Source organism: Rhizobium sp. PDO1-076 (assembly GCF_000247475.1).
GTDB lineage: Bacteria > Pseudomonadota > Alphaproteobacteria > Rhizobiales > Rhizobiaceae > Allorhizobium.
The window spans coordinates 1-23,614 of the sequence record NZ_AHZC01000411.1 but is presented as its reverse complement, the minus strand read 5'-3'; the positions used below and the strand labels follow the sequence as shown (position 1 = coordinate 23,614).

At 59.5% G+C, this 23,614-nt stretch carries 21 protein-coding genes and 2 pseudogenes; 11 read left to right on the top strand and 12 right to left on the bottom strand.

The window, feature by feature from the left end; all coding sequences use genetic code 11:
* From PDO_RS22725 to PDO_RS22715, 3 genes are all read left to right on the top strand, one after another.
* A partial coding sequence (locus PDO_RS22725; RefSeq protein WP_007607354.1) for a tautomerase family protein occupies nt 1-205 on the top strand: 205 nt, incomplete at its 5' end.
* A gap of 85 nt (nt 206-290) precedes the next feature.
* Nucleotides 291-656, top strand: a complete 366-nt coding sequence (locus PDO_RS22720) for a putative quinol monooxygenase (RefSeq protein ID WP_007607353.1) — start codon at nt 291-293, stop codon at nt 654-656.
* Between the two features lie 172 nt (nt 657-828).
* Nucleotides 829-1,785 (top strand): zinc-binding alcohol dehydrogenase family protein, encoded by a 957-nt coding sequence (locus tag PDO_RS22715; RefSeq protein ID WP_244426511.1) that lies wholly within the window; start codon nt 829-831, stop codon nt 1,783-1,785.
* Between the two features lie 44 nt (nt 1,786-1,829).
* Here the strand turns inward: PDO_RS22715 and PDO_RS22710 are convergent, their stop codons facing one another.
* The 7 genes from PDO_RS22710 to PDO_RS22680 all read right to left on the bottom strand — a co-directional run bounded on the left by PDO_RS22710 (nt 1,830) and on the right by PDO_RS22680 (nt 7,750).
* On the bottom strand, nt 1,830-2,879 hold the full coding sequence (locus PDO_RS22710) for an LLM class flavin-dependent oxidoreductase (protein ID WP_007607350.1): 1,050 nt from the start codon (nt 2,877-2,879) through the stop codon (nt 1,830-1,832).
* Nucleotides 2,880-2,892: 13 nt separating this feature from the next.
* Nucleotides 2,893-3,510, bottom strand: coding sequence for an alpha/beta hydrolase (locus tag PDO_RS22705; RefSeq protein WP_007607348.1), 618 nt, complete (start codon nt 3,508-3,510; stop codon nt 2,893-2,895).
* A gap of 12 nt (nt 3,511-3,522) precedes the next feature.
* Nucleotides 3,523-4,482: a glutathione S-transferase family protein gene (locus PDO_RS22700; RefSeq protein ID WP_007607346.1), complete on the bottom strand. Its 960-nt coding sequence runs from the start codon at nt 4,480-4,482 to the stop codon at nt 3,523-3,525.
* Nucleotides 4,483-4,485: 3 nt separating this feature from the next.
* A complete protein-coding gene (locus tag PDO_RS22695) occupies nt 4,486-5,346 on the bottom strand; it encodes a VOC family protein (protein WP_007607342.1) in 861 nt (286 codons plus the stop codon).
* Between the two features lie 32 nt (nt 5,347-5,378).
* Entirely contained in the window at nt 5,379-5,786 is a 408-nt protein-coding gene (locus PDO_RS22690; protein ID WP_007607340.1) for a DoxX family protein, read from the bottom strand.
* A 107-nt stretch (nt 5,787-5,893) separates the two neighbouring features.
* Nucleotides 5,894-6,820, bottom strand: a complete 927-nt coding sequence (locus PDO_RS22685) for a LysR family transcriptional regulator (RefSeq protein ID WP_458574669.1) — start codon at nt 6,818-6,820, stop codon at nt 5,894-5,896.
* Nucleotides 6,821-6,850: 30 nt separating this feature from the next.
* Nucleotides 6,851-7,750 carry a LysR family transcriptional regulator gene (locus PDO_RS22680; RefSeq protein WP_007607336.1) on the bottom strand — a complete coding sequence of 300 codons (900 nt, stop codon included), beginning with the start codon at nt 7,748-7,750 and terminating at the stop codon, nt 6,851-6,853.
* Between the two features lie 97 nt (nt 7,751-7,847).
* Between PDO_RS22680 and PDO_RS22675 the strand changes: the two genes are divergently transcribed.
* Both PDO_RS22675 and PDO_RS22670 read left to right on the top strand, forming a co-directional pair.
* The gene (locus PDO_RS22675; protein WP_007607334.1) at nt 7,848-8,474 is read left to right on the top strand and encodes an NADPH-dependent F420 reductase; all 627 of its coding nucleotides are present in this window, start codon (nt 7,848-7,850) and stop codon (nt 8,472-8,474) included.
* A gap of 122 nt (nt 8,475-8,596) precedes the next feature.
* On the top strand, nt 8,597-9,295 hold the full coding sequence (locus PDO_RS22670; protein ID WP_007607332.1) for a LamG domain-containing protein: 699 nt from the start codon (nt 8,597-8,599) through the stop codon (nt 9,293-9,295).
* A 308-nt stretch (nt 9,296-9,603) separates the two neighbouring features.
* Here the strand turns inward: PDO_RS22670 and PDO_RS22665 are convergent, their stop codons facing one another.
* Both PDO_RS22665 and PDO_RS22660 read right to left on the bottom strand, forming a co-directional pair.
* Nucleotides 9,604-12,738: an efflux RND transporter permease subunit gene (locus PDO_RS22665; RefSeq protein WP_007607329.1), complete on the bottom strand. Its 3,135-nt coding sequence runs from the start codon at nt 12,736-12,738 to the stop codon at nt 9,604-9,606.
* Between the two features lies 1 nt (nt 12,739).
* A complete protein-coding gene (locus PDO_RS22660; protein ID WP_007607328.1) occupies nt 12,740-13,897 on the bottom strand; it encodes an efflux RND transporter periplasmic adaptor subunit in 1,158 nt (385 codons plus the stop codon).
* Nucleotides 13,898-14,085: 188 nt separating this feature from the next.
* Between PDO_RS22660 and PDO_RS22655 the strand changes: the two genes are divergently transcribed.
* The 4 genes and pseudogenes from PDO_RS22655 to PDO_RS22640 all read left to right on the top strand — a co-directional run bounded on the left by PDO_RS22655 (nt 14,086) and on the right by PDO_RS22640 (nt 18,559).
* Nucleotides 14,086-14,757, top strand: a complete 672-nt coding sequence (locus tag PDO_RS22655; protein ID WP_037075171.1) for a response regulator transcription factor — start codon at nt 14,086-14,088, stop codon at nt 14,755-14,757.
* Entirely contained in the window at nt 14,757-16,094 is a 1,338-nt protein-coding gene (locus PDO_RS22650) for a sensor histidine kinase (RefSeq protein WP_007607325.1), read from the top strand. The genes PDO_RS22655 and PDO_RS22650 overlap by 1 nt, the downstream gene beginning before the upstream one ends.
* Before the next feature lie 35 nt (nt 16,095-16,129).
* Nucleotides 16,130-17,071, top strand: a pseudogene (locus tag PDO_RS22645) (DUF3313 domain-containing protein); the annotation flags it as partial.
* A 609-nt stretch (nt 17,072-17,680) separates the two neighbouring features.
* Nucleotides 17,681-18,559, top strand: coding sequence for a MipA/OmpV family protein (locus tag PDO_RS22640; protein WP_007607323.1), 879 nt, complete (start codon nt 17,681-17,683; stop codon nt 18,557-18,559).
* 354 nt (nt 18,560-18,913) lie between these two features.
* Here PDO_RS22640 and PDO_RS22635 read toward each other — a convergent pair.
* Nucleotides 18,914-19,987, bottom strand: a pseudogene (locus PDO_RS22635) (site-specific integrase).
* Nucleotides 19,988-20,167: 180 nt separating this feature from the next.
* Between PDO_RS22635 and dusA the strand changes: the two are divergent.
* Complete coding sequence (gene dusA, locus PDO_RS22630) at nt 20,168-21,187, top strand: tRNA dihydrouridine(20/20a) synthase DusA (RefSeq protein ID WP_007607320.1); 1,020 nt, start codon at nt 20,168-20,170, stop codon at nt 21,185-21,187.
* Between the two features lie 108 nt (nt 21,188-21,295).
* On the opposite strand, the gene PDO_RS22625 is transcribed toward dusA, so the two are convergent.
* Nucleotides 21,296-21,508 (bottom strand): cold-shock protein, encoded by a 213-nt coding sequence (locus tag PDO_RS22625; RefSeq protein ID WP_007607318.1) that lies wholly within the window; start codon nt 21,506-21,508, stop codon nt 21,296-21,298.
* A 487-nt stretch (nt 21,509-21,995) separates the two neighbouring features.
* Here PDO_RS22625 and PDO_RS22620 point away from each other — a divergent pair, with 487 nt between their 5' ends.
* The gene (locus PDO_RS22620) at nt 21,996-22,616 is read left to right on the top strand and encodes a J domain-containing protein (RefSeq protein WP_007607317.1); all 621 of its coding nucleotides are present in this window, start codon (nt 21,996-21,998) and stop codon (nt 22,614-22,616) included.
* A gap of 172 nt (nt 22,617-22,788) precedes the next feature.
* On the opposite strand, the gene PDO_RS28100 is transcribed toward PDO_RS22620, so the two are convergent.
* Complete coding sequence (locus PDO_RS28100; protein ID WP_007607316.1) at nt 22,789-23,361, bottom strand: hypothetical protein; 573 nt, start codon at nt 23,359-23,361, stop codon at nt 22,789-22,791.
* Nucleotides 23,362-23,614: the final 253 nt, after the last annotated feature.

Below are 23,614 nucleotides of genomic sequence, written 5' to 3'. Positions count from 1 at the left end.
GACTATCATGCCCGTCGTATGCGTAAGCTGGTTCAGCGGTAAGGATGCAAAGGCGAAGAAGGCGGTTGCCGCCGAAATCACCGAGAGCATCGTCAAGAACACAGGAACCGACCCGAACTACATCTACGTCATCTTTGAGGACGTTGCGCCGTCGGACTGGGCGGGTGCCGGCAAGATCTTCGGCGAAGAAACCGAAAAAGCCTGACGCCGCGTTGCCGCTCGAGAGATACGCCTCGATTTGACGAGACGTGTCTCGCGATGGCCAGACATTCCACCTTGGAGCATCACCGATGACCTATATTACCAACGTCTTTCACATGACCGTGGAGCCTGAGGCTCTCGAAGAGTTCAAGGGCCTGATCGCGCAGATTATCGCGCTGTCGAACAAGGAACCCGAGACGCTGATCTATGAATATTCGCTCGGGCAGGACGGGCGCAGCGTTCACATCGTCGAACGATACCTGACGGATGGCGTCCTGCCGCATGTCGAAAACACTTTCGGCCCCTTTGCCGAGCGGTTCTTGAAGCTTGCCACAATCCATGCGCTCTACGTTTACGGCGAACCGCCGGCGGACCTGCGTGCGAAGCTTCAGTCTTTCGGTGCTGTCTTCTTGGCGCCTCTGGCCGGGTTTGCGCGCGCGACAGTCGCCGCCTGATACTGCGTTGGCTGCTTGAGTGGCCACCGATCGGCTGAAGATTGTGCCCGGCAGATTTTGACCTGCCGGGCACATGTCGCGGAATGGTGCGAGTACTTGGCGATATGCCGTGATCAGTGGATTCGTATCGGTGAGACGGTCGCACCAATGCCGGGGGGAGGGAGAGGTTGTCATGATGAAGGCTGCCGTTGTGTATGAAGCGGGAGGACCAGAGGTTCTCCGGCTGGAAATCCGACCGATACCCGTCCCCAGGCCCGGTGAGATCAGGATTGCCGTGAAGGCCTTTGGCCTCAATCGGTCGGAACTCTTCACACGACAGGGCCATTCGCCAAGCGTCGTCTTTCCCCGAATTCTGGGTATCGAGGCTGTCGGCATCGTGGACGCTGCACCGGGCGGAGAGTTTGCCGAGGGCGACATCGTCGCAACGGTCATGGGGGGAATGGGACGGCAGTTCGACGGCAGCTATGCCGAATTCACCTGTGTTCCTGCGGGCCAGGTTCGGCTGATGACCTCCACGCTTGGCTGGGAAACGCTGGGCGCTCTTCCTGAAATGCTTCAGACGGCATGGGGCGCCCTGTTCTCGTCTCTGCATCTGGTGGCCGGGCACCGGTTGCTCGTCCGAGGCGGCACGACGTCGGTCGGAATGGCGGCGATTGCACTGGCACGGCGTGCGGGTGCTCATGTCACGGCAACAACGCGAAGAGCGGAGCGGGTCGCGCTTCTTGAAAATCTCGGCGCTGATCGGGTTCTGCTCGACAACGGTGAACTGTCGAGCCGCGGCTTCAAATTCGACCGGGTGCTTGAACTGATAGGCGCGACAACCCTTCAAGACTCGCTGCAATGCGCGGAACGTGGCGGCGTGGTCTGCATGGCCGGCATTGTCGGCAATGCCTGGAGCATCGCGGAATTCGCCCCCATGGATGCCATTCCCAACCGGGTCGCCCTGACATCCTATAGCGGCGAGCCCGAAGACTTCATGTCGATGCCGCTGCAGGATCTCGTTGACGATATCACCAAAGGAGATCTCAAGATCAAAATTGGTCGTGTGTTCGCACTGGACGACATCGTCGAGGCGCACCGCTGCATGGAAGCCAACGAGGCCGAGGGAAAGATCGTGATACTGGTCTGAGACCGGTCAGGCTTCTGCTGGAACGCATTCGCTGACAGAACAGGTCAAGCAACTGCAATCGAGGATACGGCCGTGGCCTTGCGCACGACAGGCAGCACTTCGGTTGCCAGCAATTCGATCGCATCGGCAACCTTTCCGAATGGCAAGCCGCCGATATCGATCTGAGCCATGAACCGGTCATGTCTAAACATCTCGTGTTCGTAAAGAATCTTGTCGATGATCTGCTGCGGGCTGCCAACGAAAAGCGCGCCGTGCGGGCTGGCGAGACGCTCATAGTCTGCCCGAGACACCTTCCAGCCGTTGTCGCCATTCGGCAGATTATGGCCGATGTATCGAGCGTAGTGGGGGTAGAAATCGTCCAGGGCCGCCTGACTGTTCTTCTGCACATGCAGATGGCTGGATATCCCAACCTTCAATCCAGCCGGATCATGACCGGATTCGTGGAAGCTGCGGCGATAGAGATCGATGAAGGGTCGAAACCGTGCCGGTTCTCCGCCGATATTGGCAAGGTTCAGCGGCACGCCGGCCCGACCGGCGCGTAGCGCGCTCTCAGGCGTGCCGCCGGCGCCGACCCAGATCGGCGGTTTGGCCACATAGGGGCGTGGAGCGATTTCGACATTGTTCAGGGCCGGGCGGAAGCGCCCTTGCCAGGTGATGGCGTCACTGGCTGAAATTTTTAGGAGGAGGTCGAGCTTTTCTTCGTAAAGCGCGTCGTAGTCCTTCAGGTCGTAGCCGAAAAGAGGGAAGGACTCGATGAAGGCGCCACGCCCGACGGTCAATTCAGCACGACCGGAAGACAGGAGATCGATCGTTGCCAATTCTTCAAAGATACGCACAGGGTCGGATGAAGACAGAATCGTGACGGCCGTGGTGATCCGGATATCCTTGGTGACTGCCGCAATGGCCCCCATGATGGCAACCGGGACGGAGATCGTGTAGTCTGGCCGGTGGTGCTCGCCAATACCGAAGACGCAGAGGCCCGCCTGATCGGCAAGCTTCGCCGCTTCCACGATCTCCAGCAGTCGACGTTTCGATGCTTCCGGGCCGCGGGTGCCGACGGGCAGGTCGCCAAATGTGTAAAGACCAATTTCCATGCTGGCTGCCGTCCTATTTCAGAAATGCTTCGGCCAGAAAACTGCCGGCGCGCGCGGCACCCTCGGCGGAAATCGTGTGAGGCACACCCGGCAGTGAGAGTGTTTCGACCTTGAGGCCGAGTGCCTGGAGAGTGGCTGCGGCCTTGCTGGTTTCTGTCGCGGGGATGACCGGATCGGCACTTCCATGGACCAGCAGGATGGGTGTTTCCAAAGCCGGCTGAAGCGGAAGCGGGGAGGCGAGGCGACCGGAAAAGCCGACCACGGCACCAACCGGCCAGCGGCCTGACGCGACCGCATCCAGCGCCATGATCGTGCCCTGCGAGAAACCGACGAGAGCGACACGGTCGAGCTTATCGGCAAATCCGTTCTCCGCGATGATCGATGAAATCACCGTGTCGAAGGAGGGCCGCGCATCGACAATCCGTGCACTACGGTTCTCTTCCGTGACGCCTGCGACGCTGAACCACTGGAAACCCGAACCAAAGCTGGAAGGGGCGGGGGCATTGGGCGACACCAAGACGGCTCCGGGCAATGTAGTCTTCCACGTATTGCCAAGCGGTGCCAGGTCATTGCCGCTGGAGCCAACGCCATGGAGCATGATGACCAGAATATTCGCTGCGACTGTCGACATTGGTTTGGTCCTTTATGCCTGCTCGAACGGCAGTTGCGGCCCGACTGGCACGATGCCGTTCGGATTGAGTGCCTTGATCGAATAATAGCCACGCTTGATATGGTCGATATTGACCGTGGCGCGAATGCCGGGGATTGCGATGATGGTCTCCACGTAGCGGCTGAGGCGAGCGTAGTCGGCAAGCCGGCGCAGATTGCATTTGAACAGGCCGTGATAGGCGGCATCGAAGCGAACCAGAGTGACGAACAACCGGACGTCAGCTTCCGTCAATCGATCGCCGAACAGGTATGGGCCCTGGTTGTCGAGGCGGGTTTCCAATTCGTCGAGCATCGAAAAGACATCGGCAAAGGCTTCTTCATAGGCAGTCTGCGTAACCGCAAAACCGGCCCGATAGACCCCGTTGTTGAGCATCGGATAGATCCGCTCGTTCAAGGCATCGATATCGGCGCGCAGATCCTCCGGGTAGAGGTCGATGCTGTTGTCGGCAAGCGATCCAAAACCCGAATTGAGCATTCGCAATATGTCGGCGGACTCGTTGTTGACGATGGTGCCGCGTTTCTTGTCCCACAAGACAGGCACGGTTGCCCGGCCTGTGTAGACCGGATCGGCTCGCGTATAGATCTCGTGCATGTAGGTTGCACCGTTGAGCGTGTCGAAGTCGGAGCCCGGGTAGTCGCCGAAGCGCCAGCCCTGGTCGGACAATGCCGGTTCCACGACGGAAACCGAGATGGCACCATCGAGCTTCTTCAGGGCGCGGCCGATCAGGGTGCGCGACGCCCAGGGGCAGATCAGCGCGACATACAGGTGGTAACGGCCGTCCTCTGCCTTGAAGCCATCTTCGCCGGTCGGCCCGGCGCTACCGTCAGGCGTGATCCAGTTACGGAAACCGGATATCTGCCTGACGAAGCCGCCCTTGGCGTCGCTTGCCTGCACCGGGTGCCAGTCGGCGGTCCATTTGCCTTCTACAAGCATTGTCTACTCCTGGGTGTCCTGTTTGACCGATGATACGATGCTGATCTCGGTGCCCCATGGGTCATTCAAGGTCAGACCTTGAGTCGTATCGGCTGTTCCGGCTTCTGTGGCCTTCCCGTGGACGGATGTCAGAAATTCGGGAGTTGCGATGATCTCGATATTGGCAAGACCCGTGCTGGGGTAACTGCGCACACCGGCGCCGCGGCTGTTCCAGATATTGGTTGCGATATGATGGTGGTAGCCGTCGGCGGCGTAAAAGGTTCCGCCGGGGTAGCGCGAGGTGACGGCAAAGCCGAGAACCTTGGCATAGAATGCTTCAGCAGTGGGAATGGCGCCGACCTGCAGATGCACATGGCCGACCGTCGAGCCTTCGGGAAAACCCTTCCAATCGCCGCTGCCGCTGGCTGCGACCACAGCATCGAGATCAAGCGGGTCGCTGGGCATATGGACCAGTCCGTCCTTCCATTGCCATGACAGAACCGGCCGATCCACGTAGATCTCGACGCCGTTGCCTTCGGGATCGGAAAGGTAGAGGGCTTCGCTCACCGCGTGATCGGATGCGCCCACCACCGGCGGGCGCGTTTTCATCGCATGTTGGATCCAGCGGCCGAGGTCGGAACGGGAAGGAAGCAGAAAGGCGGTGTGAAACAGGCCTGCCTCGCGGGGAGAACGCCGGCGTGCTGCGGGATCGCGCCGCAATTCCAGAAGCGTTTTCCCTTCAACGCCGAGTTCTGCGGTGGCCGCGTCGCTGCGAAGGAGATGGAGGCCCACGGCCTCCTGGTAGAAGTCGCTGACGCGATCAAGGTCGTTGACCGTCAAGGTTACTTTGCCGATGCCGGTCTTCAGGCTCGATGTCGTGCTCATGGCTTTCTCCGTTCGCAGTCGTCGCTGAGTTTTTACTTGCGGATAGGCGTGGGGCGTAGTGCCTTCGCGCCATCGCCGGTCAGTGCCAGCACGATAAGGCCGATGATCCAGAAAGCCGGGAATTCCCAGCCACCGTTCGGATTGTTGAAGAAGAAGCCTGCTGCGCCGTGAACGGTGAAGATTGAGCCGAGCAGAACGGGGATCATTGCGATGGCAGCCAGGCGCGGCCAGATGCCGAGGATGAGAGCGATGGCACCTGCCAGTTCCCACAGGATGGTAACGTAAGCCAGCCAGCCGGGAAGACCGAGAGATTCAAAAAAGCCGGCAGTGCCCGCCGGGGTGAATACGAAAATTTTCAGGCCGGCATGAGCGAGGAAAAGCAGGCCGAGTACGACGCGCAATGTGAGGGCGGCATATGGAGCAGTGCGGGTATCAATCATGATCGTTCTCTTCTCATTGGGTGAATTCCTGAGATGGAATATGGCCCAATTCCAGATCGATGATTATCCCGTCTGCGGGAGGGATATTACTTCCACATTGGAATCAATTATGTCCATCCGTTGTCCCATGCGGGCTGACCGCGAAACGCGTCCGCCAGAAAATCGACGAGGACGCGCACTTTCAAAGCAAGATGACGCGCCGGTGGATAGACGGCGTAGAGACCTCGCGGCTCGTCTTCAAATTGGCTGAGAACGGTTCGAACCGATCCGGCCCGAAGACTGGTGCCGGCAACGAAGCTGGGAACACGGGCGATACCCAGACCGGCGTCGGCCGCTGCCAGACAGGCTTCGGCATTCGAGAAATGCAGCCGGCTTCGCACTTCGGCAGCAATGGTTTGGTGCCGATCACCGCTTTTAAAGCGCCATGAAAGGGGATCATTGAAATTGGTGTCGACAATGCAGTGGTGATCAGCAAGCTCACTCGGGGTGGCCGGTGATTGTCGAATTTCGAGATAGGCGGGTGAGGCCACGAGCACAATTCGGACAGCGCAGAGCTTTTTGGCAATGAGGCTGCTATCGGCGGGCTGGCCAATCCGGATCGCCGCATCAAACCCCTCGTCAACGAGGTTGATGAGGCGGTCGGAGAAGCTGACGTCCAGCTGGATATCGGGAAAGGCTGCAGCGAAGGAGATCAGCACAGGAGCCAGTTGGGTCGTGCCGAAGGTCACGGGCGCTGTAATCCGCAACCTGCCCGATGGCGCTCCTGAGGCGTTGCGTACCGATGCATCAAGGGCATCGAACTCCTCGATAATCCCTTTTATGCGTTCATAGTAGGCACGGCCGACCTCCGAAAGTCCCAATGCCCGTGTTGTCCGCATGATAAGCTGGACACCAAGTTCCTTTTCAAGCCGCGACACGAGCTTCGACGCCTGACCGGTACTCGTTCCAAGACGCTTGGCCGCCGCCGCGAAGCTACCTGTATCGATGACTGCGGCAAACATGCGGTCACATTCAAGTCGGTCCAAGACAATCACCTTTCCAAAATCGATTGGTCGCCCGCGCCCTCAGTCCTCGAATGCGCTGGCCCCAAAATTTGCGACGACGAAGTCCAGGAAGCTTCTCAGTTTCGGCGTCAACCGTCGGTCTGGCGCGTAGAGGACGTGCAAAGGCCGCATCGGGACCGTGTAGGCTGGCAAAAGCTCCACGAGTTGACCATCGTCAAGGTAGTCACGCACCAGTTCTAGAGGCTGCAACATGATCCCGAGGCCTGCGAGGGCAGCACAAAGCAAAGGCTCCCCATGATCGGCTACAAGCCGGCTCGTGACGGGAATGACGTGACGTCCATCTGGGCCATTAAACGTCCAGTGGGTGCGCAGTTCCGTATGGGAAAACCCAAGACATTCGTGACGTGTCAGATCTTGCGGCGACGACAAGGGTGGTGCCTTCGCGAGGTATTCGGGCGATGCGCACAGAGCGAGCCGATAAGGGGAAAGCCGTCGAGCAATCAATCCGCTGTCCGAAAGCTCTCCGACCCGAAATACGGCATCATATCCCTCGTCGATCAGATCCACTGCGCGATTGGCCAGTGTTAGTTCGACCGCAACTTCGGGATACAGCTTCATGAACTTGGGCAAGACCGGGGAAAGGGTGCGCATGCCGAAGCTCACAGGGGCGTTGACGCGCAGGCGTCCTGCCGGAACTGCGCGGGTTTCTTCCGCCATGCTTTCCGCCGTCTCGACCTCGGCCAGAATGATTTTCGCACGCTCGTAGAAGATCTGACCGAAATCCGTCAGGCTCTGGCGTCGCGTCGAGCGATGAAGCAGTTGCACGCCAAGGTGTTGCTCTAGCTTCTGCACGTGCTTGCCGACAAGCTGTGACGACATCTGCATGACGTCGGCTGCGGCACTGAACGAGCCACATTCCACGGATTTGACGAACACTTCCATTCCAGTCAAACGATCCATTTGAAATCCGTTGTTTCAAGTCATGCGATATTTCTGAGATTTATCTTAATTCGTTTCACCGTCAAAGTAATTTTCAACCACAACAGAGGATCAGAGAATGAAAGTTGCAGTCATTGGAACAGGGAATATGGGTTCTGGATTTGCCCGGGCATTTGCCGCTTCCGGTGTCGACGTTGTCATTGGTCACCGCGATCCGGCCAAGGCCGCATCGCTCGCCGCAGACATCGGTCCCAATGTTGAAGGTGGAGGCATCGCTGGCGCGGTGAAGCTCGCAGACATCGTCCTGTTGGCGCTGCCATATCAGGCCGTTGGCCAGGTGCTCGCAGAGACCGGTGATCTCACGGGCAAAGTTCTGATCGACATCTCCAATCCGATCACCGCGGATTACAAGGAATTGCTACTCGGTCACACAACGTCCGCAGCAGAGGAGATCCAGAAGCTCGCCAGCGGAGCGCATGTTGTCAAAGCCTTCAACACGATCTTTGCAGGCTTGATCTCGCCGGAAGCGCGAGCAGCCAAGACGCTGCAGGTGTTTGTGGCCGGAGATGATGAAGGTGCAACCGCGCAAGTTCGCGAATTGGCTGAAAAGCTGTCGTTCGAGGCCGTCAATGCCGGTCCGCTGAGCAACAGCCGCTTCCTCGAGCCGATCGGAGAGATGAACATCCACTTCGGTTTCTTCCTCGGAATGGGGCCGACTGTGGCGCCGTCCTGGGTTCGTGTCTGAAAATTGTTGCCTGATGGATGGCGGTCTGCTGTCCATCAGGCCCTCCAGGCATGAGTTGGTTCTCTTGGAGGAGAATAGCTTGGCTTGCGACATTTTGCGCTTGGTAAAAGGGAGAGAGAGAAATGACTTTATCGGGCCCTATGGATGGGAGGAACGAGGCCGTTTTGGCGTCAGACGGCAGTTCAACAGGCGTCTTGTCAGATCCGGCGCTTGCGGACTTTCTGCTCTCGGTTGTGTCTCTAGAGCATAGCTCCTTCGAGGGCGCGCCTGCCTTCAAGATGACGATGCCGTCGAAAGCCGTTCAGGATCCGCGAACTGAGAAGCTAATCGATCGGAACTTCATGGCATGGTTGCCCATAGACTTCTCAGATGGTGTGATCGAGGTCGACGTAGCGAGTGAACTTGCCCCGGACGCGCCTGCATATGCTCGCGGTTTCATCGGTCTCACGTTTCGCATCGATAAAGAAGGACGGTTCGAGAGCATCTATCTCAGGCCGACGAACAGCACCGCAGACGATCAGGTTCGCCGCAATCACAGCGTTCAGTATGTCGCTTATCCAGATTGGCGATTTGACAGGCTAAGAGCGGAGGAACCTGAAAAATATGAGAGCTACGCCGAGCTTGATCTCGGGCGATGGATTCATATGCGCATTTTGGTTTCCGGCGCGAGGGCGGAGCTCTATCTCGATGGCAAGACGCGACCGGCTCTTATCGTTAATGACCTGAAATTCGGACCCGATCAACGCGGAGGTGTCGGTGTCTGGCTGGAATCCGGGACGATTGGGTATTTCAGAAACCTGAGGGTCGCGCCCGCTCCGTAATATCAGTTTGCAACAGATAGACGGTAATGCCGCTGCAATGTGAGGCGTCCAACGTCACCTGACTTTTCCCAGCAGGTGACGTTTTGATGAGCCGTCGTAAAGCCATACTTCGTGTTCTGCTTTCCTGTCTCCACCCGATCATCGTTCTCGCAATTCTCGTCGCTGGGCCATTGAGCATCCTCTTGCTCCGTTGACCAAATGGGCTTTGGCGTCGGCTTGAATAGAGCGATCGGAGCATGGCGTTTACGGCACGGAAGCATGTCCAGTACCTCCCCAATACAGGGTTGGATGGTGCGCACTGCAGCGACCTACATCCTGGTTTCTGGGCGTCCATCACCGTATTCATCAGGCGCTTTTGGCAGAAAGCGAGCCAGACGCTGTGTGAGGCTGTCAATGTAGGACAGGATCATGGGTACCACGATCAGGGTCAATACGGTGGAACTGATCAGCCCACCGATAACGGCATGCGCCATCGGGGATCGCTGCGCACCGCCACCACTGACGGCCATCCCGAGCGGGATCATGCCGACTATCATGGCAAGCGTGGTCATGACGATCGGCCGGAAGCGGATGGTTCCAGCGCTGATCAGAGCATCATTGAGCGAAAGCCCGCGCCGCCGTTCCCGGTTCGCGAAGTCGACCAGCAGGATACCGTTCTTGGTAACGAGGCCCATGAGCATGATGAAGCCGATCAGCGAAAACATGTTGATCGTGCTGCCGGCGACCATGAGGCCGAGCAGGACACCGACGAGTGAAAGGGGGAGGGCGGCCATGATCGCAAGCGGCTGCAAAAAGCTGCCGAACTGTGAGGCCAGCACAAGATAGATGAAGATTACGGCCATCGCCAGCGCCGCCGCCATATGGCCCATGGTCTCTTGCATATTCTTCGATTCCCCGCCGAAACGGATGTGGTAGCCGGCGGGCAGATCGAAGCTGTCGATCAGCGTCTGCAACTCGGCTGTGACGTCGCCAAGTGTGCGGCCTGAGACATCGGCGGATACCAGTACCTCGCGGCGGTTGTCGAGGCGGCGGATTTCGGAAGCCGCCGGGACGGGGCTGAGATCGGCGATCTGATCGACCTGGACCAGGATTGGGGCCCCGTTCTCGTCCGTTCGCCCGGTCGTCAGCATAAGCGCACCGATCATCGCCGGATCAGCGCGCTGCTCGCTCGGCAGGCGCACGACAATATCGTAGGTTTCGCCGGTGGCATCGGTCCAGTTCGAAACTTCTTCGCCGCCGACGAGCGGAGAGAGCGAGGCGGCAAGATTGGATCTGGTCATGCCAAGATCGCTCGCCACCTCGCGCTTCAGGCGCACCGAAAGGATGGAGGTCACTTCCCTGGCGCTCGAATTCACATCCGCCATGCCCGGGATCCTGCGCATATCGCTGTCAAGATCCGAGGCGATCTTCTCGATGATCGCGCGGTCATCTCCAAGTATGCTGAGCTGGATCGGGCTGTCGCCGCCGCCAAGCCCTTCCTGCACAATGGCAATCTCGATGCCCGGAATGACGGACAACCGCTCGCGGATCGGGTTTGCCAGCGTGAGCGGGGTTCGCTTACGCTGCTCGAGAGCCACCAGGCGCACCAGCACGGCGGCGCGGTGCTTGCCGACCATCCCACCCGTATTGATGGTCGAATAGATCGTCTCGACCTCGGGGAATTCCCTAAGCGCATTTTCGACCTGGCGGACTTTCGTCGCGGTGTAGTCGAGGGAGGAGCCGACAGGCGCCGTCACGTTGATCTGGAAGCGGCCCTCGTCGGCGCCAGGCGCGAACTCCGCGCCGACCAGGGGCACCATGAACAGGCTGCCGATGAAGATGCCGACGGTTGCAAGAAGCGTCACGAAACGGTGGCGCAGTGTCCAGCCGATGACATGGCGGTACTGATTGGCCAGCCATTCGAAGCCGTGATCGAAGCGTGCGATCAGGCGCCCAATGGCTCCGCGTTTCGCATTCGGATGCGAATCGGGATCATACCAGACGCTGGACAACATCGGATCTAGGGTGAAGGCGACGAAGAGTGAAATGAGGACTGCGGCAGAAACCGTGACGCCGAATTCGTGGAAGAAGCGGCCGACAATGCCGTCCATGAAGGCGACCGGCAGGAAGACTGCAACGATCGTCAGCGTCGTGGCGATCACGGCAAGGCCGATTTCATTGGTGCCGTCCGGCGCCGCGCGAAGGTGCGACTTGCCCATATGAAGATGCCGCGTGATGTTCTCGCGCACGACGATGGCGTCGTCCACGAGGATGCCGATCGACAGAGTCAGCGCCAGCAGGCTCATTGTGTTGAGCGTGAAGCCGAGCAAGCCAATGACCGCCAGGGTTCCGAGCATGGCAATCGGAAGCGTCAGGCCGGTGATGACGGTGCTGCGCCAGGAGTTGAGAAACAGGAAGACGATCGCAATCGCGAGTGCTGCACCCTCGATCAGCGCCGTCTGCACCTGGCTTACGGATTCCTGAATGGCTGTCGAGGCATCGGTGACGACACGCAACTGTACGTTCTGGGACGCGAGTTCCGTGTTGAGCTGATCGAGACGTTCCCGAACGTCATCCACCACCTGCACGGTATTGGCGTCCTGGACCTTGACGACATCGATGGCGAGCGCCGTTTCACCGTCATAGAGCGCCCGGCTCTCGCCGGCGGCCGCGCCGTCCGAGACCGTCGCGACATCACGCAAGTAGATCGGCCCCGCACCACGACGTGCGACGATCATATCGAGCAGGTCTTCAGGCTGCTCGATCCGGCCCTGCACCTGGATCGTGCGTTCGGAGAACGTGCTGATCAGGCTACCTGCTGGACTGTTGCGGTTGCCGTTGCGCAGAACGTCGATCACCTCATTGATGCCGACGCTCAGCGCGCGCATCCGCGTGTCGTCGATGGAAACGTCGATCTGCCGCTTCTGGCCCCCGATCAGCGTGACTTGACCCACGCCGGAGATCGTCGTCAATTGCCGCACGACACGCTGATCGGCGATGGTTGTCAGGGCAGGGACGTCCAGCGATGTCGAGCTGATGGCGATCGACAATATGGGCTGATCCGACGGATTGAAGCGCGACACGATGGGCTTGTCGACGTCGTCAGGAAAGTCAGCCTCAATTGCGGCGACCTTGTCGCGGACGTCCTGTGCCGCAGTAGCCCCCTGAACCTCCAGCTTGAACTTCGCCGTTACAACTGAGCGTCCTTCATAGGACGTCGATGTGATCTCATCCAGTCCGCCGATTGAGTTCAGGGCGTCCTCAATCGGGCGGGTCACCTCTGTCTCGACAGTTTCGGGTGTGGCGCCCGAGTAGGTCGTCATCACCACGACGATCGGAACGTCGACATCAGGATACTGGTCCAGCCCAAGCCGCTGGAAAGAGAAGATGCCTACCACCAGCAGGAACACCATCATCATGGTGGTGAAGACGGGATGGTTGACGGAAATGCGGGTCAGGAACATCTCAGCCGGCCTTGTCGAGGGTCACGGCAACATTGGGCTGCAACTCGGGCAGGGGAGCGGTCACGATCGTATCGCCGTCCTTCAGGCCATCCGCAATCTCGATCAAGCTGTTGCCGTTCCAAGCCTGTCTGACGGTCACGGGCTGGCGTTGAAGATGGCCGTTGTGGAGTCTAAGCACATAGTCACCGGTCTCGTCCTTCCGCAGAGAAATAGCAGGAACCACGAGCGCATCTGCTTTCTCCCGAACGAGGATTGAACCAGTGGCGAACATTCCGCCCCAGAGCCGTCCGTCGCGATTGGAAAGCTGCAGATAGACAGGCACAAAGCGCGTGCCGCTGTCGGCGACCGGAATGATCCGGGAGACCCTGCCTTCAATCGGCCGGCCATCCATGCCGTCTACTTTAAGTTCGGCGGTCTGGCCTGCCGCCACGCGCAAGATGTCGCGGGTGGAAACCAGAACCTTCGCTTCCAGAATGCCGGTATCGACGATGGTCAGCAGTTCGGCATCTGCGCTCACCTGCGAGCCCGCCTCGACTGCGCGGCTCGCAACAATGCCGTCGAAGGGGGCGGTAACCTCAGCATCGCGCAGCGCGACACGGGCGATATCGACCTGTGCCGAAAGGCTCTGCACCTTGGATGTGTTGGCGGCGACGTCCCTTCTGGCCTTTTCCAGTTGCTCTACGGATGTGGCGTTTTTGGCAGCAAGCTGTTCGGCCCGGCTCAGGGCCTGCATAGCATGCGTAAGTTCTGCTCTGGCGGCATCGCGGTCGCTCTGGCGCTGTAGCAGCGTCGACCGAAGATCGTGCGCGTCGAAGCTGAGAATGACGTCGCCAGCTTTCACCCGCTCGCCCTCACGAACGGCGAGGTTGAGGACCTTGCCTTCGGTCTGCGCCCGCATCACCAGGCGATTGATCGGCTGAAGCTCGCCGCTGACGCGCAGGCGCTCGGTCATCGAAACCCGCGCGACCTTGGTCACTTCTGTATGCGTCAGTTCCAACGGTCTGTCTGACTGTAGTGCGGATACGGACGCCACGACATTCTTGACGCGTTCGTTCGCATCGACCGTGCCCCGGACCGGATCGAGATAGATGAAAACAAGAGCGCAGCCGCCAAGCAGCATTCCTGCTATGGCGATCTTGCGCGTCCAAATCGGCGTCATCACGAATCTCCTTCTCGGTCGAACTCAACATGGCCGCATGCAGGCGGCCTCGTCGCACATCGAGCGACTGGTGTTGCCGTGGATAGATGTCGACAATTGCAGCAGCATTACCGGCTCGATACGAGCTCTCCGTAATCCTGCGGCAACGTTGGCAGGAGAGAAGAATGCTGCAAACGAGGGCGTCGACCATGAGACTGTTGTTGATCGAAGATGAGAAGGAACTGGCTGAGGCCCTGAGCGCTGCCCTAAGCAAACAGGGAGTGGTCATCGACCATGCCATGCTGCTGGCCGACGCGTGTGAACTCACTCGACAGAACACCTATGATGCGATCCTTCTCGATCGTCGTTTGCCGGATGGAGAAGGTCTGACTTTTATCCCCAAGCTGAGGCGGGCAGGGGTGGACACGCCGATTATCGTGATGACAGCAAGAAACGAGCCAAAGGAGCGAATTGAGGGGCTAAACGGTGGCGCGGACGATTACCTCGGAAAGCCGTTTCTGGTCGATGAGCTGATGGCGCGGCTACGCGCAGTGCTAAGACGTCCGCCGAATGTCGTCGAAGAGAAAATCGCAGTCGGCAAGATGATCATCGATCCGCTCAACATGAATGTCACGATTGGGTCGGCCTTGCTGGAACTGCCTCGCCGCGAACTGCTCGTTCTCATCGCCCTGGCAAAGCGCAAGGACAAAACCGTGCTTCGGTCCGCACTCGAAACGGCCGTGTATAACTATGAGGAGGAGATACAGTCGAATGCACTCGACGCGCATATCTCACGGTTGCGAAAGCGCCTTTCGGAATCCTCGGCTGGCGTCACGGTTCATAACATCCGCGGTGTCGGATATCTCCTGAAGGAAGAATAATGGCTGCGGCGACAATACCCAATCCGTCTCTCTGGTGGAAGCTCAGCTGGCAGCTCAGTCTCGTCTTTGTCGCAGTCGTTGCGGCCGTCATTGTCGGTCTCTGTGTCTATGGCGCCATGATCCTGTCGCCGACAGTGGGGCTGCAGGACAAGCTCGGTGTAGCGCTCTACGAGGCGGTGGCACGGGACGCACAGGGACAGCTCGTCATTGAAGAGAACCTGGCTCTTCGGTCCTTCAAGGCGGAAAATGATCGGTTGTGGTTCGTCGTTGCGACGCCGGACGGAATGACAGCGTCCTATGGCGCAGTACCGGCGCCCTATGCAGAGATGGCGTCTTTTGTCAGGCTGATCAGAGATGGCGACATCCGTGGCGCCGCAGAAACGGACGAGGTGGCGTCCATCGACCGTATCGATACGGCTCTTGGGGAAGTCCGAGTTATGTACGGCGGAAACACAAGCAGAAGCGCGACCTTTCTGACCATGCTGACGAAGACTTATCCCATCTACCTGCCTTTGCTGGCCATTGCACTGCCCGCCATATTCTTCACTGTACCCCGTGTCGTCAGGCATGCCCTTGCCGGCCTCAATGCGGTTGTCAGCAAGGCGCCGGAGATCGACCCCAGGCGTCCCGGATCGCGGCTTCCGGTCGAAGACGTGCCGAAGGAAGTGACCCCGCTTATCATCGCCTTCAACAGCATCCTTGAGCGCCTGGAGGAACAATTTCAGGCGCGACAACGCTTTCTGATCGATGCCGCGCACGAACTCAGAACACCCATTGCCATCATGCAAACGCGGATCGAAGGCATGTCGGAAGGCGGCGAGCGACGCCGCCTGATGGCCGATGTCGCACGGCTGGGGGAGACGGCCGAACAGCTTCTCGACTTCGAGCGCAACGTTCAGGCGGCGGATGTGCATGAAACCGTCGATCTGGTCGAGATCGCCCGCTCGGTGGTGGCCGATCTTGCGCCGATGGCGATCGCGGGCGGCTATGAAATCTCGTTTGAAAGCGAAGTCGATCAAGTTGAACGAGAAGGGAGCCGACCCGCATTGCAACGCGCCATCAGCAATCTCGTGCGCAACGCCATCGATCATGGCGGCAACAGAGGCGCAATCTCGGTGATGGTTTCCGGGCACGGTGAGATCGCGGTTTCTGACGACGGACCCGGCATCCCGGAAGACCAGCGCGAACAGGTGTTTGAACCGTTTTACCGTCTCACACCGCGCAGCACGGGTGCCGGCCTTGGATTGAGCCTGGTGAAACAGATCGTCGCCAATCACCATGGCCATGTGAGCATCGATTGCGCGCCCTCGGCTACAACATTCAAAATCCTGCTCTGAACGCGATTGGAGTTCTGACCGCTGATCAACCTGTAATGCTGCGGCAATGCTTTGCCTACAGGTTCTGCGCAAATGATCCAGCGAGGGCAAGCAAGGTGCACCAGAAACAAGCTACGGAACGTCTTGAGCCTACCGATTACGATGGGGATGGGCGCCGCTCAACATTTGCCATCATCGCCATACCGCTCTTGCTTATGGTGCAGGGATGTACGTCCGTTGCACTGAAAGAGGGCGGAACACTAAGCTCCTATAATCAACTCAGCCCCTCCAAGGGAAAATTCACCAAGACACGCACCTTCGTGGACGCTCAGGGTCTGTCTGGCGTGAGAACTGTCGCTATCCTGCCATCGACATTCTCTCCGGATGCCGCCATCCGCATCAAGACGTCGCAGGACCGTGCGCTTGTCTCGAATGCGCTGGATCGTGCCGTGTGCGTCTCCCTCAGCGACAAGTTTCAATTGGTCCCAACAGGTCAGCCCGCTGACCTGACAATCCGTGCCGTTGTCACTGATATCGTTGCGACCAATAAGACGATGGCCGGCGTCTCGACGGCGGTTTCCCTGGGTAGCAGCCTTGCTCTGCCCGTCGGCATCCCGCGTCTTCCTATGGGTCTTGGTGGCCTGGCAGTGGAAGCAGAGGCAATCGACAGCACCGGCATACAGCGCGCCGCGGTCGTCTGGTCGAAGGGCGCCAACTCCATCACCAACAATGCGCGCGTGTCCGAGGTCGGCGACGCTTACAGTCTGGCATCAGATTTCGGCAAATACTTCTCTCGCATCCTCGTGACCGGCAAGGAGCCGAAGGGCGTCGATCTCTCGCTTCCCTCGGCGCAGCGTCTTAACTCTGCGCTCGGCGGCAAGCCGAAATACGCTGCTTGCGACGCATTCGGGCGGTCGCCCGGCTTGGTCGGTATCGTCGCGGACAAGGTCGGCGCACCGCCGCAATGGACCGACAAGGAACCGAGAACACCCGCGCAACAGTACAAAGGCGCGCTGGTTCGTCTCGGCGCCGTACGATCGGCCGGCCCCCAACCGGACGAGGGGCGGGCGTATTGCAGGTATCCCCCACAGCCTTCTTGCGTCCGTCCCACCTGCCGTTTCAGAAATTGCGGTCCTGTAATGTTGCGGCAATCCTCTCTGAGCAGTGTGGGTCCATCGAATGAAACTCAGCGACACATACGGTTCTGGGAATGCACATGACGCATGAAGCTCTGTCCGATGATTGCGAGGTGTCTGCTGAACTCTTGTCGCTGCCCGCAAACAGGAAGCGAATTCCATTCGGCATCATCTCGCACACAGGGAGTATTCAGTCGGGTAGCTTTCGCGGTGTGTGGGTCACAGCCAGCACGCGCTGTCACAGCACCTTTCGAAGCTGCGCCGCAGGGAGCTAGTCGATAGGCACCGACCACCCACTATTCCTGCACCTCACCCGCTGTTCGAAAACTGGTCATAACACTTGGCGAAATTCTCCCTGGTTCCGATTGCGCAGTAGCGCCCTCGGGGGGAATGCCCCCTGTTCCCGACGTTCAATCCTCGGTGTCGCCCTCACCAGCGATGCCTACCTGCAAGCCACAATAGGAGTATATAGTGACCCAGTACCTACCCTGCTTTCTGCAAGTAAAAACGACCAGTTCCGCCCGTGGCACGGTTCAGACAATTGTGCTAGCAAGCGCGCTTGGTCTGCTGCCTGTGGCAACACTGGCTGCCGACCTTGAGAGTGGTGATGTCGCGATCGCCCCTCCTAAGGAGTTTGATTCTGGGCGTTATGGCGATTTCCGTGACACGCTGCACGACTGGAAACTCACCGTCGGCGCCGGCGCCATATACATGCCCGAATATGAGGGGTCGGATAAGTTCGAAATCAATCTGCTACCAATCATCTCAGCCGAATTTGGCGATCGCGTTCGTGTCGATATCACAGGCGTAACAGTCGATATATACGAGGCCAATGGGTTCAGGGCAGGCTTGAAGGCTGGTTACGATCTGGGGCGAAAGGAAGATGATTCCGATTATCTGCGCGGCCTCGGCGATATCGATGCCGGCGGCGTAATCGGCGGTATCATCAGCTACGAGGTTGGGCCGTTTCAAGCCTATGCAGAGCTGGATAAGACGATCGGCGGCAGCGATGGTCTAACGGGGACCGTTGGTGCCAAGGCGTCGTACAGGTATGAACGCTTTATCTTCTCAGCCGACGTGTCAGGGACCTGGGCGGATGACAAACACATGGTATCGTATTTCGGCGTTACCAGCGCTCAATCGGCAAACTCCGGCCTTGCGCAGTATGATGCACAGGCCGGTTTCAAGCGGGTCGATGTGAAGGGTTCCATCACTTACATGATGACCGAAAATTGGCTTGTGACAGGTGCGGCGGGCGCGGGGTTCTTGATCGGTGACGCCAAGAGTAGTCCGATCGTGAAGGATGATGTTCAGCCATTCGCGATGCTGGGCGTTTCGTATCGGTTCTAACTCCCACCGTTTCGATCGCCATACAAAGATCTATGCTTCGGCAGCACCGCCAGCGTTTCGACAATGGCTGGTGCTGTTCCGATCAAGCATACTGGAAAATCGTGGATACCTTCGGCCCGACGCGGGATGTTCGACATTTTACCTGAGACATCAACTATGTCGCCACCTTATCGACCAAGGCCTGGGACATGTCTGAACAGGTACATAAACATGCTTACTTCGTAAAAGGCTCGCCTCACCGTTCCTCGGGGATTTTCTTACGAGGCTCTGTTCAATCAGGCCCTCGCAATTTATGCTTTCTCCGTTCGATGCGGTTCTGTGCTTGCACCGGTGGATCAGTAAGCAGTCGGCCAACTATTTGGTGTTGATGGCCAACTGTAGGCCGTGCCAGCTCGCATATTTATCGCCCGTCTCCCGAATGTGTGTATATCGCTTGAGGCTGACCCACGACCGATGCCCGCTGACCGCAGCCACATGGGGGATATTCCAGCCCATCTCGAACAACCTTGAAATGCCCTCGTGGCGCAGGTCGTGAAAGCGGAGATCATCGATGTCCAGCAACTTGCAGGCTCGCGTAAAATTCGCCGAGATGGCGTCGGTGGAGTAGGGGAATATCTCTGATTTGCCCTTTGGCATGCTACCGATGATCTGGATCGCCTGGTCGGGAAGGTCGACCTAGGTGTGATTGCCGATCTTTTCTCCAGGGTGTTTCATATCGCGCACAAGGACGCGCTTGTGCTCTCTCTGGAAGGCCTTCCATCTGATCCGCGTAATTTCCTCCTGGCGGCGGGTCGAAAATAACGCGAACGCGATGACCTTGTGCATTGGCATCGCTTGGGGGACCTTCTTCCGCCGTTCAATGAAATGGCCCATCAGACGATCGAGTTCATCCAACGTGGGTCTTCGATCGCGTTGCGCTGACCGGGTTATGATACCCATCCGCCGGGCAACCTTGACAGCGTCCTTGATCTCCTGCTCGTCAAGTCGATAGCCCCACATCGGCCGCGCGATCGCGAAGATCGCGCCGAGATGGCTGGCGTAGTTTCCGACGGTCTGGGGCTGTGCCGTCAATGACTGCAGGAATTCAACGATGTCTTTCGCTTTAATCGAAGAGCAGGGCATGTTGGCGATGTCGTAGTTCTTGATGGCTTTCAAGACTTGCGCTTTGGTTCGACCAACCCCTTTGACGGTTTCCTCGGCGTAGCGATCAATGACTTTGCCCAGCGTCGTCGGATCAGAATTTTTTGATGTGATGACCGCCCCTGGTTTCGAAAGCTCCCGCTCGCGCCTTGAAAGCCAGGCTGCGGCCGCCGGACGTCTGTCAAAGGTCTCGGTCTCGTGATAGGCTTCACCATCCCGCACAACCCGCATTCGCGCCATGTAGCCGATAGTGCCGTCCTTGCGCTTGCGAGCGGTGATAGTGCCCATAGCCGTGCCTCAGTTGGTACATGAAAAACGATAATTGGTACATTGTACCAAGTCTAGTACCAAAATCGGCGGAAATAGCGCCGAACGAGCGTAAATGAGACGATGAAGAAAGTGCCGTAAGTGTCTGTTAAACAACAAAATGCCAATTATTTCAAGGCTCCCGTTTTTGCCGTTGCGCCGATGATTGACTGGACGGATCGGCACTGCCGCTATTTTCTGCGGCAGCTGACCAGCCATGCGCTGCTCTATACCGAGATGGTGGTGGCTGATGCGATCATTCATGGGCCGCGCCAGAGGCTTTTGGCGTTTCATCGCGCAGAACATCCGGTCGCGTTGCAGCTCGGCGGCTCTGATCCGGGCAAGCTTGTCGAGGCGGTGAGGATTGCGGCGGACTATGGCTATGACGAGATCAACCTGAATGTCGGCTGTCCGTCGGACCGGGTGCAGTCGGGCACGTTCGGGGCCTGCCTGATGCGTGAGCCGCAGACGGTCGAGGCCTGCGTTGCGGCGATGAAGGCGGTGTCCACGGTGCCGGTGACGGTGAAATGCCGGATCGGGGTCGATGACCAGGAACCGGCTGAGGTGCTGCCGGATTTTCTCGCGCGCATGGTCGGGGCCGGGGCGGATGCGGTGTGGATTCATGCCCGCAAGGCCTGGCTGCAGGGGTTGAGCCCGAAGGAGAACCGGGATATTCCGCCGCTCGATTATGATCTGGTCTACCGGATGAAGCGGGAGAACCCGGATGTGTTCCTCGGCATCAATGGCGGGATCACAACGCTTGCCGAAGCTGCGGCCCATCTCAAGGTGATGGACGGGGTGATGCTCGGGCGGGCGAGCTATCACAATTCGACGCTGCTGACCGAAGTCGACCAGCTGATCTACGGCGAAGCTGAGCGGGACTTCGACTGGGCGGCGCTGTGCGAGACGATGATCGCCTATGCGGAGCAAGTGGTTGCCTCGGGCGGGCGACTCAATCATGTCACCCGGCACATGGTCGGGCTGTTCCAGGGTTATGCAGGCGCCCGGCGGTTCCGGCAGATCCTGTCGTCGGAGGCGACCAAGCCGGGGATTTCGCCGATGCTGATTGCGGAAGCCTTTGCCGCGGTCGATATCGCCGGCGGGCCGAAGCTGCAAGCCGGTCCGGCAGGTCCGGCGAGCGATGCAAGTCCGGCGGGCGAGGCCGTGCGGGCGGCGGAGTAGACCCAACAAAAAAGCGGCGCCCGTTGAGGCGCCGCCGGTTCGTTTGGTTCCTCGTGCATGCTGCGCCGAGGATAATGCGCGATTGTGGCGCGCGTCAGGCGGGTGAGCTTAGTCAGCCTGGATGTTGACGGCCTTCGGGCCCTTGCCCATGCGATCCGGCTCGGTGTCGAAGGTGACCTGCTGGCCGTCCTTCAGGGTCTGCAGGCCCGACGCCTGCAGCGCCGAGATGTGCACAAACACGTCCTTTGCGCCGCCGTCCGGCGTGATGAAGCCGAAGCCCTTGTCCTGGTTGAAGAATTTAACGATGCCCTTGGTGGCCATGGGGATTTCCTTTTCCCGTGTTGCGGTATCCTCCGCGCCCGGCAAACCGGAGGCGGACAAGTTAAGTCCCGGCAGGCGGGACCGTCGAGTGGTCGCGATAACGGGGAAAGAACGTCTACCAGCGGGAGGAGGCCCCCAGAGACCGCATGACGCGGTCGAAACAATCGGTCCAGTCTCCGGGATCATTAGTGCCCGAACATCAATAGAGGTATGGACATTTTTTATGAAAGGCAAGGGCCAAAAGTGATGGGGCGCTTTCCGTATGCGGTGCAAACGGCTGATATCCTTGATCATTGACAGGCCGGCTCGGGCTGGTGGCGGGCTGGTGGCGGGCCGGTGGCGGCCAGGTGATGGTCCGGCGGCGGGCCGGTGGCCACCCGGTCGGGCCCGGCCGTGGCTGCAGGCGGCGGGGGAAAGCCGGTCGTCCGGTCTTGATGCCGCCCCCGGTCCGGGGTAGGGGAAGGGCGGCTGGGAACGAGGTGTTATGATGGCGAAAACGGGAGCCACGGTGATCGATCCCTATGACATTCTCGGCGTCGCGCGCGATGCCGACGAGGCGGCGATCAAGGCCGCCTACCGGCAGGTGGCCAAGAGCGCACATCCCGACGGCGGCGGCGATACGGACCGGTTCGCGACGATCAGCGCCTGCTACGAGCTGCTGAAGGATCCGGTGCGCCGGCGCGTCTATGACGATACCGGCTATGATCCGCAGCTTGCCGAGCCGACCGATCTCAAGGGGCTTATGGTCCTGGAAACATTGGTCAATGACATGATCCTCGACGAGCGCGAGCCGGGCAGTTTCGACCCCGTGGCGGGCCTGCGCCGCAAGCTCACCGACGATATATTGAAAGCCCGCTTCCACATTCTCGAACTGGAGCGGCACCGCGCCCGGGTGCGCAAACACATGGACCGGATCGGCCGCCGGCCCGAGGCCGACGTGCTCGGCTCGATGCTGCGGGCGCGCGCCACGTCGATCTCCGAGGCGATCAAGAACAGCGAGACGCAGATCGCCGCGATCGAGCGGGCCTATACGATGCTGGAAGGCTATTCCTACGAGATGGAACCGGCGCCGGTGAATGCCGAGGAACTGCCGAAGGCGGCGGAATAGCGGCAGGTCGAATGGCTGGGTCGCTGGCTGGGTCGGGGGCGGGGTCGCTTGTTGGGCCGCTTGTTGGGTGGGGGGCGGGACCAATGGCCGTGCCGCCGATTGCGGCACGCAGCTGGTTTTCGCCCGCGCCTTTGTGCTCGCCATCATCGGTGCTTGCCGGATCCGCACGCGATCACCGGCCGTTTTTCCCTTTGGCACTTTTGGCGGCGCGTTTGGCCGCACATCTCGCCGCCCGGGCGCTCTGCCATTCGGGATCGGAGCGCACCCAGTCGCGCACCCGGTTCCCATGGACCGGATCGCGAAAGCCAAAGGCAATATCGAGCAGGATCACATCGCGCCGGTGCAGGGCGACGGCGTCGTCGGCCTGATCGGTTGACGCTTGCTGTACTGGCCCTTGCTCCGCTGGCGCTTGCTGCACTGGCCCTGGTACCACTGGCCCTTGTACCACTGGCCAGGGATCGGGGTCGCGGCCGAGCTTGTCGCGGGCACCGACGGCAATCGCGTGACATTCGGTGCGCGTGATGGCGCGATGGGCCTCGGACAGGACGGCGAGGCAGCGCGGCCAGCCGCCGCTGGTGGCGCTGCAGAGGTGGTGGCGGTGGCAGGCACGCACCCGGCAGGCGTCGAGCTTGAACCACCCGGTGACCAGCGTGCGGAAGATCCGGTCGTCGACATGTATTGGGGAAGGGGCCGGGGCCGGGGTTGGCGCTGGAGATGGGGGGAGGTTGGCATTGCGCTTGCTCATGCGGGGTCTCCTGGATTGGGTTTCGATGGGGATCGGGTTGAATGACGGGCTCCGGACGCCGGCGGAAAAAACGCCGCGCTTCGCCGCCGGTTGGATCTTCCTCCTCCGGGGATGGTGGCAGTTTCGGACAGGGCGCCAGAAGCAGCCTCTGTAAGTTTAGTATGTGGCTCCTTCCGGCGCCCCGTTCGGCGATTTTTGCCGGTTGCATGCGTCTCTCTGGCAAGGCGGCTCTGGCCGGCGAAACCGAAGTTCC